The sequence below is a fragment of the Yoonia maritima genome, from assembly GCF_043641945.1.
Taxonomy (GTDB): Bacteria; Pseudomonadota; Alphaproteobacteria; order Rhodobacterales; family Rhodobacteraceae; genus Yoonia; species Yoonia maritima_B.
In genome coordinates, this window is sequence record NZ_JBHZRX010000002.1 from 465,088 (window position 1) to 478,365 (window position 13,278).

Below are 13,278 nucleotides of genomic sequence, written 5' to 3' on the forward strand. Positions count from 1 at the left end.
ACGGATGACATTGATCTAGATCATCTCTAACACGCCAGCAGTCAGACGCACCTGTCGGTCCATCCGCGCGGCAAGTTCAAGGTTATGTGTCGCAATGACCGCCGCCAGCCCGGTGTCGCGCACCAACGTCATCAACGCGTCAAACACTTGGTCCGATGTATCAGGGTCAAGGTTCCCTGTCGGCTCATCCGCGAGCAAAAGCGCGGGTTCATTCGCAAGCGACCGGCAGAACGCTACCCGCTGCTGTTCCCCACCCGATAGCGCCGCCGGACGATGCGACGCCCGCTCTGCGATGCCGACCTTGCCCAGCAAATCCATCGCCCGCGCATGCGCGGCCTTTTCAGTTACCCCATTTGCTAACTGTGGCAGCACGATATTTTCAAGCGCGGTAAACTCTGGCAGCAAGTGGTGGAATTGATAGATAAATCCAACCGTATCGCGGCGCACAGCTGTCCGTTTGCGATCCGACAGATTGGTCATATCCGTCCCACCAATCGTCACCGTCCCTGTGTCCGGCGTATCCAAAAGCCCAGCAATATGCAGCAGCGTTGACTTACCCGCGCCCGAAGGCGCGACAAGGGCTACGACCTCGCCCGGTTTTACGGACAGCGATACGCCTTGCAACACACGAACTTCGTTCGGTTTTCCGGCGTTGTAGGTTTTTGTCAGGTCTGCGACCTCAAGCGTGAAATCATTCATAGCGCAGCGCCTCGACCGGGTTCATCCGGGCAGCACGGCGCGCCGGGAAAATAGTGATAATCCAAGACAGCCCCAGCGACAGCGACACTGATTTTAGAACGTCAGATAGATGGAGTTCAGCAGGCACAGCATAGATTCCGCGGATCGAAGGATCCCAAACGCCCCCGCCCGAGACAAAGTTCACAAAGCTGAAAATCTGGTCGATGTAGATCGCAAACAGGCACCCAAGCACAACGCCGCAAAGCGTTCCAATGGTCCCGATACCGGCACCACAGATAAAGAACACACGCATGATCGACCCTTCGGTCAGCCCCATGGTCCGCAAAATTCCAACATCACGCCCCTTGTTTTTAACGAGCATAATTAGACCACTAATGATGTTCATCGACGCCACAAGCACTAGGATCGACAGGATGATGAACATCACGTTGTCCTCGATAGTCAGCGCACGCAGATAGCGGCGCACACGATCTTCCCAGCTATAGGCCCACATGCCTCCGCCCGCGGAATCAGCAATATATTGCTTTAGCCCTTCGGACAGGGTGATGTCGTCTAGCTGAACGGCAAGCTCATCCGCGACACCATCGCGGTTAAATATAAACTGCGCGACATCCAGCGGCAGATAGGCGCGTACTTCATCAATCTGATAGCGCCCGGTTGAGAAGATATAGACGACATCATAGGCGTTGCGCCGTGTGGATTGCCCCATGGGCGTCGCCGCCCCAGAGCGTGTCGTGATCTCAATCCGGTCCCCGATGGTCACCCCAAGGTTCGCGGCCAGTTCAGAGCCAAGCGCGATCCCGTTGGGCAGGTCGTCGATGTTGCCGTAGCTACGGTCACTTTCAACGATTGCGTCAGAAACCTTAAGGTCTTCAAGTCTGATCCCATAGATATCCGCCAGCCCCAGCCGTCCAGATGCATTCGCCATCGCCTGCCCGCGTACCAGCGGAAACACGTCTGTCACATGGTCCTGTTCAAGTATGCGCGCAGATACGGCTTCGTAATCGTCGATGGTCCCGCCCGGCTGCTGTACCGTAACATGCGCATAGGCACCCGCGATGGTATCAACGAATTCAGCGCGAAATCCTGACCGCACAGCAAGCGTCGCAATCAAGGCGAAAACGGCCAAGGTGACCCCGATAAGACTGATCCAAGTCATCACGCTGATGCCGCCTTCGGCACGTTTGGCACGAATGTATCGCCAAGCGATCATCCATTCGAATTTGGCAAATGGGCGAGTAGACGTCATGAAATCTCTTTTTCTATTACCAATGGTTTCCGGGGCTTTGGAACTGTGTGATGTCCTGCCCGGCTACTGCTGCTTTGCTTTGGGCCGCCCACAACAAACCGCGACGTAGCATCTCATGCGCGGGGCCGCCAGCGATCACGTTCGCCTGATGCCCCAAAGAATTGTAATAAACCCGTCCCAATCCCCAGGCCCGTGTCCAGGCCACTGGTATTTCGACCGCGCCATTCGGGCTGTGATACCATGTCACCACATCCGTACGGCTTGTTGCTAACACGTTGTTGGCTGGATCGACGTGCAGATAGTATTGTTCGGTCTCGACGTCGAAATCACCGATCCCTGCGACTAATGGATCGTCCGAAGTGATTGTGATCCGATGTTTGACGCCGTCGCCGCCGGGATGCGCGACCCAGTTTGCACCAGTGATGAACTGCCATAGAGGAGAGCCACGAAACGCGTCGCACATGCCACCGTGGCACCCTGCAATCCCGGTACCATGCGCAACGGCCTCTGACACATTGGTCGCCGCTTCACGTGATAGGTCGCTCATCGTCCAAACAGGAACGATGAGATCATAGGTCTTCAACCGTTCCCCATCGTCAAAACAATCAAGGCTATCGGTGACCGCTGTGTCGATCCCCGCGTCACGTAGCATCGTATCAAAGATAGCCGCGACTTTGTCGGGTTCATGGCCTTCCCAGCCGCCCCAAGTAATAAGTGCTTTGGTCATCTTTTCGCTCCGGACAATGGGCGAATGTGGCTTTGGGGTTGGGCCGCTGGCGTCGGGCGCCGGACGGGCGGATCTGCTTTTATACGCGTATTCTGCCCCTTGGCTGCGGGCTTAGCTTTCGCTTTTTTACGTCGAAATGGCGTGGTCAACATCCCCAACAAGGCGGCAAAGATAGCCCAGCCACCAACAAACCCTGTACCCGCCGCCGCCGCGCCAGCGGTGCTAACTGGAACGGCAGGGATGAAGTCCTGCCAAACTGCTTGGAAGGTCTCGGTGTCTGTCATGCGATGCGGCATAAGCATCCGTTCAATCGGAGACGCATCACGCAATGCAATTAGATTATCGCTTAGTCGCGTATGCCGTGAAATGGTTCGCCGCCACATGGCCTCTTGCCCTTGCATCAGGGGAACCGCCGCCATCGCTTCCAACATTTCTTCGCGGCCAAGCCCGTCCTGCAAAGCGGTCGCGTCGAATTCTTTGACTTGGCGTGACAGTTCATCCACCTGGCCACCAAGTCGTTGAAGATACTGCTGCGAAAATTCCGGGAATTGGGACAGACCGGCAGCGCCAGCAACCCCGCCTGCAAGGCAAAGCACCCGGATCATATCCGGCATCCCGTCAAATCAGTCTGTGTCATCTGCTGCCTCAACACATGTTATTTTCGGGCAGCATAACAGAGATTTCGCGACCCGTTAACGTATCTTGAAAAAATGGGCGCTGATCCGCAAGGACCGCGCCCATTCCATCACATCAAAGTGCTGTGTTCGCTTATGCGATACCTTCGTAGATCTTGGTGATCTTTGCGATGGCCTCTGCTGCGGGCACCTCGGTGGCTTCGCCTGTCCGGCGGCAGGTGACTTCGACGACACCGTTTTTGATGCCGCGCGGGCCGATAGTGATCCGCCAAGGTAGACCAATCATGTCCATAGTGCCGAACTTGGCACCGGCACGTTCATCACGGTCATCATAAAGCGGCTCTAGACCTGCATCAATGAACTGTTTGTACAGGTCTTCACATGCCGCGTCGCAAGCCGCATCACCTGAACGCATGTTCAAGATGCCGACGTGGAAAGGCGTAACGCCTTCCGGCCAGATGATACCCTTGTCGTCATGGCTCGCCTCGATAATCGCGCCCAGTAGACGGGACACACCAATACCGTGCGACCCCATGTGGACAGGCACTTTGCCGCCTTTGCCATCATCGACCAGCGCGCCCATTGCATCAGAATACTTAGTGCCAAAGTAGAAAATTTGGCCAACTTCAATGCCACGTGCGGTACGGCGACGCTCCTCAGGAACGTCCGCAAAGACTGCTTCGTCATGGGTTTCATCGGTACGGGCGTAACGACTGGTGAATTCGTCCATGACAGCAGCACAGGCAGCCTTATCATCATAATCGATCTCGCGATCACCGAATTTCAAATCGGTAATTTCGCTGTCGTAGAACACCTCTGATTCACCTGTGTCGGCCAGAACAAGGAATTCGTGGGTATCGTCGCCACCAATAGGGCCGGAATCAGCACGCATTGGGATCGCTTGAAGACCCATGCGTTCGTAGGTGCGCAGGTAACTGACCAAGTGACGGTTATAGGCGTGCAGCGCGTCTTCTTTGGTTAGGTCAAAGTTGTAACCGTCTTTCATGTAGAATTCGCGGCCACGCATCACGCCAAAACGCGGGCGGACTTCGTCGCGGAATTTCCACTGGATTTGATAAAGCGTCAGCGGCAAGTCTTTGTAGCTAGTGACATGCGACCGGAAAATGTCAGTCACCAGTTCCTCGGCGGTTGGCGTGAACAGCAACTCACGGCCACCGCGGTCTTTGATGCGCAGCATTTCTTCGCCGTAGGCATCATAGCGGCCACTTTCGCGCCACAGGTCCGCCGACTGGATCGTTGGCATCTGTATGGCGATGTGGCCCGCGCGTGCCTGTTCTTCGTGCACGATGTTTTCGATCTTGCGCAGCACTTTGAAACCAAGCGGCAACCACGAGTAGATACCCGCGCTGGCCTGTTTGACCATGCCTGCCTGCAACATATAGCGGTGGCTGACGATCTGCGCCTCGCGGGGCGTTTCTTTGAGAACGGGGAGAAAGTAGCGGCTCATGCGCATCGGATCGACCTTCTTGGAATAATAAGTTGTTACGGGTGTAATCTGCGTGCGCGCCCCTCGCAAGCGAAGACATGTGCCCAAATGGTCAGCAATCGCCTGATAATTTGCCTGCTACCCTTGCACAGCTTAGCTCCATACCGCATCTAATTGGACAAGTAACAAGGGGTGACAGATGGCGCTGCCAGTTCAACAACAAGCAAAATATTGGGGAATCGTGACGGCTGTCATGCTCGTCGTGCTCTGGTTTTTGGGTGATGTGATCCTTCCTTTTGTGTTGGGCGGTGCTATTGCATACTGTTTTGATCCAATTGCGGATCGGCTCGAGGCGGCTGGCTTTAGCCGCACGGCGGCGGTTACGATCATCACATTGGTTGCCGTTATCCTGTTCATCTTGTTGATCCTGCTCGTAATCCCGACGTTGATTTCGCAAACAACGCAGCTCATCGATACGGCACCACAGTTATTTAACCGCCTTCAGTCTGCACTCACGGAACGTTTCCCGTCTCTTGTCGATTCAGAAAGCACCGTGCGCAAACAGCTATTGGCGATTGGTGAAGCCATCCAATCAAAGGGCGGAGAGCTAATTAACGGCGTGCTTAGCTCTGCCATTGGGTTGCTGAATGTTGTTGTTTTACTGGTAATCGTTCCTGTCGTCGCATTCTATCTGTTGCTTGATTGGGACAAGATGACCGCCCGTATTGATGACCTTTTGCCACGCGATCACGTTGACACGGTTCGCATGCTTGCCCGTGAGATCGACCGCACCCTAGCGTCGTTCATTCGTGGCCAAGGTACAGTCTGCCTAATCTTGGGCACCTATTATGCCGTCGCGCTCATGATTGCTGGGCTGAAGTTCGGGCTGATTGTCGGGTTTATTGCAGGGCTGGTTACGTTCATTCCCTACGTGGGCGCGCTGGTTGGTGGGGTGCTCGCCGTTGGGTTGGCCCTTTTCCAATTCTGGGGCGGCAGCGAAGTCATCGATGGCGAAACGGTCACCCAAACAACCAACTGGTTGCGGATTGGCATTGTCGCTGGCATCTTTTTCTTAGGGCAATTCCTTGAAGGCAACATTCTGACACCAAAACTAGTTGGCGGCTCTGTAGGGCTTCACCCGGTTTGGCTGCTATTTGCATTGTCAGTGTTCGGATCGCTATTCGGATTTGTCGGAATGCTCGTCGCGGTGCCTGTTGCGGCAGTCATTGGCGTACTGACCCGTTATGGGATAGAGCACTACAAAGGCGGGCGCCTTTACCGCGGACTATCAACGGACGAATAATCATGGCTGATCAACTTACTTTTAACTGGCCAACAGGTGTTGCGCTGGGGCCGAACGATTTTTTCGTGTCCGGCGCGAACGCGCAAGCATTTGCAATGCTGACAGCCCCACAATCGTGGCCCGATCGCAAGCTCGTTGTCGCGGGCCCCAAAGGTTGTGGCAAAAGCCATCTGGCACGTATCTTTCAGATACAGACGGATGCGTTAACAATCGACGCGGCGCAACTGCCCGCAGATTTTCAGACCGACGCAAAATTCGTTATTGTTGAGGACATGGAAAGCCTGCCAGAGTCATCTGAAGAGGCAATGTTCCATCTTCACAACCATCTACGCAACACGGGCGGCACGTTACTGATGACGGCGCAAAGCGCGCCAAGCCGTTGGCCAGTCGCCCTTCCCGATCTGGCCAGCCGGATGCAGGCCACGACGGTAACCCAAATCGAAAATCCTGACGACGCGCTTTTATCGGCGCTCGTGATGAAGCTGTTTGCGGATCGCCAGATGATGCCCAAACCTGCGCTGGTCCAATATTTGACGACGCGCATTGAACGGTCATTTGCTGCAGCCGCCGACATCGTCGATCGGCTTGACGAAGCCGCTCTCACAACTGGTCGCAAAATCAATAAGGCGCTCGCTGCGGACCTGCTGGACAACTAACGCGCGTACCGCGATAATTGTCACAAAGCCGCAATACATGCGGCGCATAAGGCCGTTATGAATACAGCAAACTTTCTCGAAGCAGATTTTCCTGCCGCGACCAAACTTGATCTAGATATCACGACGCCAGCGCGTTTCTACAACCGCGAATTAAGCTGGCTTGGCTTTAACTGGCGCGTGCTGGAAGAGGCCGAAAACACGCGCGTACCCTTATTGGAGCGACTGCGCTTTCTATCTATTTCAGCGACCAACTTGGACGAGTTCTTTAGCGTCCGTGTCGCGGGCCTACGTGAACTCGCGAATGCCGGAAACGTCACGCCGGGCATTGATGGCCTTACGCCTGCCGAACAGTTGGTTCTGATTGATGCTGACGCCCGCAATCTGATGGCCCGTCAGCAAAGCGTTTTCACAGCCTTGCAGTCGGAAATGGCGGACCAAGACATCCACCTGCTCACGCAAAAAGACCTAAGCGAGAGCGATATCGCCTACCTCGAAGATGTATTCCTAGAACAAGTATTCCCGGTTCTGTCACCGCTGGCGATTGACCCTGCCCACCCGTTTCCGTTTATCCCGAACGAAGGCTTTGCGCTTGCGCTGCAACTTGAGCGCCCCAGCGACAAACGCGGCCTGCGCGCGTTGCTACCAGTGCCAGCCCAGATCGACCGATTCATCGCCCTCCCCTCTGAACAAGGAAACTGGTTCCTCCCGCTCGAAGAACTACTGCTTTTGCAGATCGGCCAGCTATTCCCAGGTTATAAAGTCAAAGGCAATTGCGCATTCAAAGTACTGCGCGACAGCGATCTTGAGGTCGAAGACGAAGCAGAAGATTTGGTGCGTGAATTTGAAGTCGCGCTTAAACGCCGCCGCCGCGGTGAGGTCGTACGCTTAAAAATCTCAGCCGAGGCACCTGCGGCGTTGCAAACGCTGATCATGTCTGAACTGCACGTCACCTCTGAGGCGGTCGTCGAAGTGGACGGCATGATCGGTATTTCTGACCTTAGCGAATTGGTTCTCGACAGCAGGCCCGATCTACTCTGGCCTTCGTTCTCGCCGCGCGTTCCAGAGCGTGTCCAAGACCATGACGGCGACATGTTCGCAGCAATCAGCCAAAAAGATATGCTGCTGCACCACCCATACGAAACCTTTGATATGGTGGTCCGTTTCCTACAGCAGGCCGCGCGCGATCCCGATGTCGTTGCGATTAAGCAAACCCTTTACAGGACATCCAAGCGATCCCCGATTGTTGAGGCCCTGTGCGAAGCAGCTGAAGATGGCAAATCGGTCACCGCGCTGGTCGAACTGAAAGCCCGCTTTGACGAGGCTGCCAATATCCGTCAATCGCGTCGTCTCGAACGCGCTGGCGCGCATGTGGTCTATGGTTTCCTAAACTATAAAACACATGCGAAGATCAGCACTGTCGTCCGCCGCGAGGGCGACAAACTGGTCACATACACGCATTTTGGAACCGGCAACTATCACCCGATCACCGCACGGATTTATACCGACCTGAGCCTGTTCACTTGCGACGCAAAGCTGGGCCGTGATGCAACCAAAGTCTTTAACTACCTGTCTGGATATGCCCAGCCAGAGACGCTTGAAAACCTTGCTATTTCGCCGCTAAGTCTGAAACAAACCTTGCTAGATCGCATCGCAGCCGAGGCCGATAACGCGCGCGAAGGCAAACCCGCAATGATCTGGGCAAAGATGAACTCTTTGATCGAATCCGATGTGATTGATGCGCTTTATGCGGCATCGCAAGCGGGCGTAAAAATCAGCCTCGTGATCCGTGGTATCTGTGGCCTTCGGCCCGGGGTCAAAGGACTTTCCGAGAATATTAGGGTTAAATCTATCGTCGGGCGATTCTTAGAACACTCGCGGATCGTGTGTTTCGGTAATGGGTCTGACCTGCCGTCGAAAAAGGCGAAGGTCTATATCAGCTCTGCCGATTGGATGGGGCGCAACCTGAACCGACGTGTTGAAACACTGGTCGAAATCAAGAACGCTACCGTGAAGGCACAGATCGTTAGTCAGGTTATGGCTGCGAATATGGCTGACGTCGCGCAAAGCTGGGTGATGGCGGCAGACGGCAGTTTCAGCCGTGCGATCATACCCGAAGGCGAGTTCGCCTTTAATTGCCACCGTTTCTTTATGGAAAACCCGTCTTTGTCTGGTCGCGGTTCAGCAGGTGCATCTGACGTCCCGAGGTTGACGCATACCGACGATTGACCGATACCTGAAAAGGTAGAATACGGGGATCACATGACGACACAACCAGATCCGGACACCATTGATTGGGGTCCTTTTGGGCGACCACTGTTCGAAGATGCAGCGGCCAAAAACCTTAGTCGTGTTGGCGTCATCGACGTTGGTTCTAACTCGGTCCGTTTGGTCGTGTTTGACGGCGCGGCGCGGTCACCCGCCTATTTTTACAACGAAAAGATCATGTGCGCCTTGGGTGCTGGCCTATCTGAAACTGGCCACTTAAACCCCGAGGGCCGCAAACGCGCGCTTTCCGCAATCCGCCGCTTTGCAGCCTTGGCCGAGGGCATGGGTATCCTGCCCCTGACTGCCGTTGCGACCGCCGCTGTCCGCGAAGCCAGCGACGGCCAAGACTTCCGCGATGAAATTCTAAAAGAAACCGGCGTAAAGCTGTGGATCATCGACGGAAAAGAAGAGGCCCGGCTTTCGGCCCAAGGTGTATTGCTTGGCTGGCCGGGTAGCTATGGGTTGGTCTGCGACATCGGCGGTTCTTCCATGGAGCTCGCCGACCTTGCCGAAGGACGTGTTGGACAGCGTGTGACCTCTGCGCTTGGCCCGCTTAAGCTGCGCGAAATCAAGGGGGGCAAAAAGGCCGTAAAAGAATACGTACGCGAAACCATGGCCCGTTTGCACGACGAAATGGGCAATGAAACGGGGATGCGCTTGTTCCTTGTTGGTGGTTCATGGCGGGCGATCGCGCGTGTCGATATGGAACGCCGAAACTACCCGCTAACCGTTTTGCATGAATACCGCATGTCATCACGCCAGATCAGCAAGACGGCAAAGTACATCGCAGAATCTGACCTTCAAGATTTGCGCGGCCGCTGCAATATTTCAGACAGCCGGATGTCGCTCGTGCCGCTGGCGTCGATTGTTCTGAAAGAACTGATGCGCACCTTTAAACCAAAAGATGTTGCGATTTCGTCTTATGGTATCCGTGAGGGCATGTTGTTTGAACAAATGCCGCGTGAACTGCGTGAGCGTGATCCACTGGTCGAGGCATGTCGCTTTGCCGAGGCTAAGGACGCGCGCCTGCCCGGCTTTGGTCGGTTGCTGTATGACTTTGTGAAGCCACTGTTCCCGCGCGCCAATTGGCAGCGTAAGCGGATCATCAAGGCGGCCTGCCTGTTGCACGACGTGAGCTGGCGTGCGCACCCGGATTACCGCGCAGAGGTTACGTTTGATAACGCGACCCGTGCCAACCTTGGCGGACTAAAGCACTATGAACGTGTGCTATTGGGGCTCGCGCTTATGAACCGCTACACGAATAAAACCGACAAAACGCGCTTTGCCCCGCTGTTCGAGATGCTTGAACCTGCACAAATCAAAGAGGCCGAAGTCCTAGGCAAAGCGATGCGGCTTGGTGCCATGCTGTGGCTGTCAGCCGATGAGCCGCCAGGCACGCTCAAATGGAGAGCAAAGACACGCGAGCTTACGCTTGTGCTTACCGAACATGCGCGGCCCCTTTATGGTGAAGTCGCAGAGGCCCGCTTTGCCGCGCTAGTTTCCGCACTTGATGCAACAGGAACGGTTAAATTCACCAAATAGCGCCTTAGGTCGATAAATCTAACACCACTGGAAAGTGGTCAGATGCCAGCAATAGTGCGTTCCGCAGTGCTTCGTTTTCGTAGCAATCGGGGTGATCAAACGGATGCCAAATCTGCCATCTAGGTGATTTATCACGCAGCCCCGGCGACACCATTATGTAATCAAGCAGTGCTTGAAGATATGGTTCGCCTTTACGTTTAAACCGGGCCGTCGCGGGTACCGCGCCTATCCGACGGCTAAGCGCCAAACGGGCATGCGGGTCGAACATCTGTGTCCCATCGCCTTCGCCCAGAACAATTTCGACACCAGACCGACCGAACAGTTTCTCATATTCGTCTAGGCCCGGACCATCATTGAAATCACCCAGCACGATCAGGTCGTCGCCAGCGGCAAGATGGGCTTCGACCCGTCCGCGCAACCAGACACATTGCGCCAATTGCTTACGACGGTTTTCGATAGAAATCCGGATCGCCTCAGCCTCATTACGTGCGCCATGTGGGGCTTTTGACTTGGCATGGACCCCGATCAAACGCAGCGGCCCTGCAGGTCCGTCGATCGCCAACTCTAACGGCGGCTTTGACCACCGGATCGGTTCTGGCGCGGCGTCCACATCAAGGTCCATCGCAAATGTCTGGTCAAACCTCGGGTACTTATCGTCACTCAACGGGTCATGCTTCGCAGTAACCACATCAGGATCATAGAGCAGCGCAATTTCTTGCTGTGTCTCGTTCGAATACCCCATCAGGGCCGAACGCGCCCTTAAACCAAAAGCGCTGGCAAAGTTTTCAAGCGCCGTCACCGTGTTACGATGTGGGCTCATGTCAGGTGCTTCAATAATCATAACCGCGTCAGCATCCAGCGCCGTGAATACATCACCCAAAGCCTGCGTTTGCTGTGCGCGTGTCACATCCCAGCGCGAAGACCACCCACCGTCGTTGATCAGCTTTCCTGCGTTGTTAAACAGGCTGTTAAACCATTCGACGTTGTAGGTCGCTATTCTCATCTGCGGGCACCTTGGATTTCTTCCCAAGCACGGTTTATCGCAACCATGCGGCGTTCGGCCAGTTTTACGGCCTCTTCTGGGACGCCGCGCGCGATCATTTGATCAGGGTGGGTATCGCGCACTAACTGCCGCCAAGCGCTGCGGACCTCATCCATAGGTGTCTCAGGCAACACACCTAACACATCGTATGGGTCACGTTCTGCCTCGGTCACGAACTGCGCGCGGATACCGCGAAAACGCCGATCATCGAAACCGAATATCTCTGCGACCTTAAATAGGAAATCATCCTCTTTCGGATGATAAACACCGTCAGCCATCGCAATCTGGAACAAGCCCTCCATCAGATGGCAAAGTGGTCGGTCATCATCTCCAAACATTGCCTTGATCTGGCGGGCATAGCTCTCATAGCCAGCAACGTCCTGCCGCGCGAGGTTGAACACACGCGCTGCGTTCTCCTCTTCCTCTGGGGGAATGACGAATACTTCACGAAAGGCCACGACTTCATCGCGTGTCACAATTCCGTCGGCCTTGGCCATCTTGGCACCCAAGGCAATCACAGCAATCGCAAAGGCCACAGTCCGGTCGGGTGAAGTCCGCAGCTTTTCAAAGACCGCAGAGAGCCCCTCACCTGCAGTAAGTGCGGCAAGCGCTTCGGCAATGCGCGACCAGATCGACATGTGCATTCCTTTCAAAGGTGCTTTTGCATCAATACGAGATCGATCCAACGGCCGAACTTGAACCCCACTTCGGGCAGGGTTGCAACCATCTGAAACCCAAGCGCGGCATGAAATCGCACCGCGCCAGGGTTCTCTGCGCTGCAGCCAGCAAACAGCGTATGCATGCCAGCATTTTTCGCATCCGTGCACAGGGCGCCCATCAATTGTCGCCCTACCCCCTGCCCATGGGCATCAGAATGCAGCATGATCGTGTGCTCTGCCGTGTACCGATAGCCCGCACCACCGCGAAACTGGAAATAGCGTGCAAAGCCAAGAACACGGCCCTCATCCTCCCACACAAGACAAGCCTGTTCGATCAGAGCAGCAACGTCGTCTACTGATTTTTCATCCGGGTTAAACGTGATCGTCGTATCTCGGATGGCAGCATTCCATATCTGCGCGATTGCTGGCGCGTCACCGGCCACGGCTGGGCGTATCATCGTAGTTCCTTAGTCCCATTCGGCCCGTCAAATCGGGCAACGAACCCGGGCGATCCGACCTCAAGTTTAATGCGCGGATCGTCTATCGCCGCAAGCCCTTCTATTTCTGCGGCTTCCGGATGCGAGACAATAAATTCACTTAATCTTAGTCCAGACAATTTAAGGCTCATGGCAGGGTGAACAACCCCTTCGCCCCATTTGATCAAGGTTGGAAAGCCGCCACCATAGGGCAGACTACCACCATCAGGAACGGTGATATCCCATCGCAGATCACCGCGCGACAACCCCCGTGCTGGTCCAGCGGTATCGGCATAACCGGACGGGTCATCTGATTGGCAAATCCAATTGGCCAATCGTGGCGGGCCAGTAAAATCGTCCAGACCGAACCAACTATGCCCCGCTGCTGGGGTCGCATCTGGGTCTTTGGCGATGACCTCAAGGTAGATGCCATCTGCCAGCCCGAGCAACATGTTGTGGGTGCCGTACGGCTCATGATTACCGCCGGGCTGTAATTGCACGTCAAGCTGTGATTGCACCCACGCGACACCGTCGTGCAAAGTTGTGGCTGCAACGGCCAAATGGTCAAGAACTAGCAT

Annotated in this window: 13 protein-coding genes; 4 read left to right on the forward strand and 9 right to left on the reverse strand. The window is 55.2% G+C overall.

The window, feature by feature from the left end:
• Positions 1 to 15 precede the first annotated feature (15 nt).
• From ACHUEV_RS05965 to proS, 5 genes are all read right to left on the reverse strand, one after another.
• Positions 16 to 699 (reverse strand): ABC transporter ATP-binding protein, encoded by a 684-nt coding sequence (locus ACHUEV_RS05965; RefSeq protein WP_394178145.1) that lies wholly within the window; start codon positions 697 to 699, stop codon positions 16 to 18.
• A complete protein-coding gene (locus ACHUEV_RS05970; protein ID WP_394178146.1) occupies positions 692 to 1,948 on the reverse strand; it encodes an ABC transporter permease in 1,257 nt (418 codons plus the stop codon). Before ACHUEV_RS05970 ends, ACHUEV_RS05965 begins: the two co-directional genes overlap by 8 nt.
• 16 nt (positions 1,949 to 1,964) lie before the next feature.
• Positions 1,965 to 2,675: a ThuA domain-containing protein gene (locus ACHUEV_RS05975; RefSeq protein WP_394178147.1), complete on the reverse strand. Its 711-nt coding sequence runs from the start codon at positions 2,673 to 2,675 to the stop codon at positions 1,965 to 1,967.
• Entirely contained in the window at positions 2,672 to 3,289 is a 618-nt protein-coding gene (locus ACHUEV_RS05980) for a DUF2937 family protein (RefSeq protein ID WP_394178148.1), read from the reverse strand. The genes ACHUEV_RS05975 and ACHUEV_RS05980 overlap by 4 nt, the downstream gene beginning before the upstream one ends.
• Positions 3,290 to 3,443: 154 nt before the next feature.
• Positions 3,444 to 4,784 carry a proline--tRNA ligase gene (gene proS, locus ACHUEV_RS05985; RefSeq protein WP_394178149.1) on the reverse strand — a complete coding sequence of 447 codons (1,341 nt, stop codon included), beginning with the start codon at positions 4,782 to 4,784 and terminating at the stop codon, positions 3,444 to 3,446.
• A 172-nt stretch (positions 4,785 to 4,956) separates the two neighbouring features.
• On the opposite strand from proS, the gene ACHUEV_RS05990 reads away from it, so the two are divergent.
• Genes ACHUEV_RS05990 through ACHUEV_RS06005 form a run of 4 tightly spaced genes read left to right on the forward strand, consistent with a single transcriptional unit; the run spans position 4,957 to position 10,523 of the window.
• Complete coding sequence (locus tag ACHUEV_RS05990) at positions 4,957 to 6,060, forward strand: AI-2E family transporter (protein ID WP_394178150.1); 1,104 nt, start codon at positions 4,957 to 4,959, stop codon at positions 6,058 to 6,060.
• Positions 6,061 to 6,062: 2 nt separating this feature from the next.
• Positions 6,063 to 6,716 carry a P-loop NTPase family protein gene (locus ACHUEV_RS05995; protein ID WP_394178151.1) on the forward strand — a complete coding sequence of 218 codons (654 nt, stop codon included), beginning with the start codon at positions 6,063 to 6,065 and terminating at the stop codon, positions 6,714 to 6,716.
• Positions 6,717 to 6,773: 57 nt separating this feature from the next.
• Positions 6,774 to 8,942 (forward strand): RNA degradosome polyphosphate kinase, encoded by a 2,169-nt coding sequence (locus tag ACHUEV_RS06000; RefSeq protein ID WP_394178152.1) that lies wholly within the window; start codon positions 6,774 to 6,776, stop codon positions 8,940 to 8,942.
• A gap of 33 nt (positions 8,943 to 8,975) precedes the next feature.
• Positions 8,976 to 10,523 (forward strand): Ppx/GppA family phosphatase, encoded by a 1,548-nt coding sequence (locus ACHUEV_RS06005; RefSeq protein ID WP_394178153.1) that lies wholly within the window; start codon positions 8,976 to 8,978, stop codon positions 10,521 to 10,523.
• A 4-nt stretch (positions 10,524 to 10,527) separates the two neighbouring features.
• Here ACHUEV_RS06005 and ACHUEV_RS06010 read toward each other — a convergent pair whose 3' ends face one another.
• Genes ACHUEV_RS06010 through ACHUEV_RS06025 form a run of 4 tightly spaced genes read right to left on the reverse strand, consistent with a single transcriptional unit; the run spans position 10,528 to position 13,278 of the window.
• Complete coding sequence (locus ACHUEV_RS06010) at positions 10,528 to 11,526, reverse strand: endonuclease/exonuclease/phosphatase family protein (protein WP_394178154.1); 999 nt, start codon at positions 11,524 to 11,526, stop codon at positions 10,528 to 10,530.
• Positions 11,523 to 12,203 carry a TerB family tellurite resistance protein gene (locus ACHUEV_RS06015; protein ID WP_394178155.1) on the reverse strand — a complete coding sequence of 227 codons (681 nt, stop codon included), beginning with the start codon at positions 12,201 to 12,203 and terminating at the stop codon, positions 11,523 to 11,525. Before ACHUEV_RS06015 ends, ACHUEV_RS06010 begins: the two co-directional genes overlap by 4 nt.
• Before the next feature lie 11 nt (positions 12,204 to 12,214).
• Positions 12,215 to 12,682 (reverse strand): GNAT family N-acetyltransferase, encoded by a 468-nt coding sequence (locus ACHUEV_RS06020; protein ID WP_394178156.1) that lies wholly within the window; start codon positions 12,680 to 12,682, stop codon positions 12,215 to 12,217.
• Positions 12,679 to 13,278, reverse strand: a complete 600-nt coding sequence (locus ACHUEV_RS06025; RefSeq protein ID WP_394178157.1) for a VOC family protein — start codon at positions 13,276 to 13,278, stop codon at positions 12,679 to 12,681. The genes ACHUEV_RS06020 and ACHUEV_RS06025 overlap by 4 nt, the downstream gene beginning before the upstream one ends.

Excerpts from the sequence above, each read along its gene's own strand:
- ACHUEV_RS05965 (WP_394178145.1), bottom strand. The coding sequence starts at position 699 with ATGAATGATTTCACGCTTGAGGTCGCAGACCTGACAAAAACCTACAAC.
- ACHUEV_RS05970 (WP_394178146.1), bottom strand. The coding sequence starts at position 1,948 with ATGACGTCTACTCGCCCATTTGCCAAATTCGAATGGATGATCGCTTGG.
- ACHUEV_RS05975 (WP_394178147.1), bottom strand. The coding sequence starts at position 2,675 with ATGACCAAAGCACTTATTACTTGGGGCGGCTGGGAAGGCCATGAACCC.
- ACHUEV_RS05980 (WP_394178148.1), bottom strand. The coding sequence starts at position 3,289 with ATGCCGGATATGATCCGGGTGCTTTGCCTTGCAGGCGGGGTTGCTGGC.
- proS (WP_394178149.1), bottom strand. The coding sequence starts at position 4,784 with ATGCGCATGAGCCGCTACTTTCTCCCCGTTCTCAAAGAAACGCCCCGC.
- ACHUEV_RS05990 (WP_394178150.1), top strand. The coding sequence starts at position 4,957 with ATGGCGCTGCCAGTTCAACAACAAGCAAAATATTGGGGAATCGTGACG.
- ACHUEV_RS05995 (WP_394178151.1), top strand. The coding sequence starts at position 6,063 with ATGGCTGATCAACTTACTTTTAACTGGCCAACAGGTGTTGCGCTGGGG.
- ACHUEV_RS06000 (WP_394178152.1), top strand. The coding sequence starts at position 6,774 with ATGAATACAGCAAACTTTCTCGAAGCAGATTTTCCTGCCGCGACCAAA.
- ACHUEV_RS06005 (WP_394178153.1), top strand. The coding sequence starts at position 8,976 with ATGACGACACAACCAGATCCGGACACCATTGATTGGGGTCCTTTTGGG.
- ACHUEV_RS06010 (WP_394178154.1), bottom strand. The coding sequence starts at position 11,526 with ATGAGAATAGCGACCTACAACGTCGAATGGTTTAACAGCCTGTTTAAC.
- ACHUEV_RS06015 (WP_394178155.1), bottom strand. The coding sequence starts at position 12,203 with ATGTCGATCTGGTCGCGCATTGCCGAAGCGCTTGCCGCACTTACTGCA.
- ACHUEV_RS06020 (WP_394178156.1), bottom strand. The coding sequence starts at position 12,682 with ATGATACGCCCAGCCGTGGCCGGTGACGCGCCAGCAATCGCGCAGATA.
- ACHUEV_RS06025 (WP_394178157.1), bottom strand. The coding sequence starts at position 13,278 with ATGCTAGTTCTTGACCATTTGGCCGTTGCAGCCACAACTTTGCACGAC.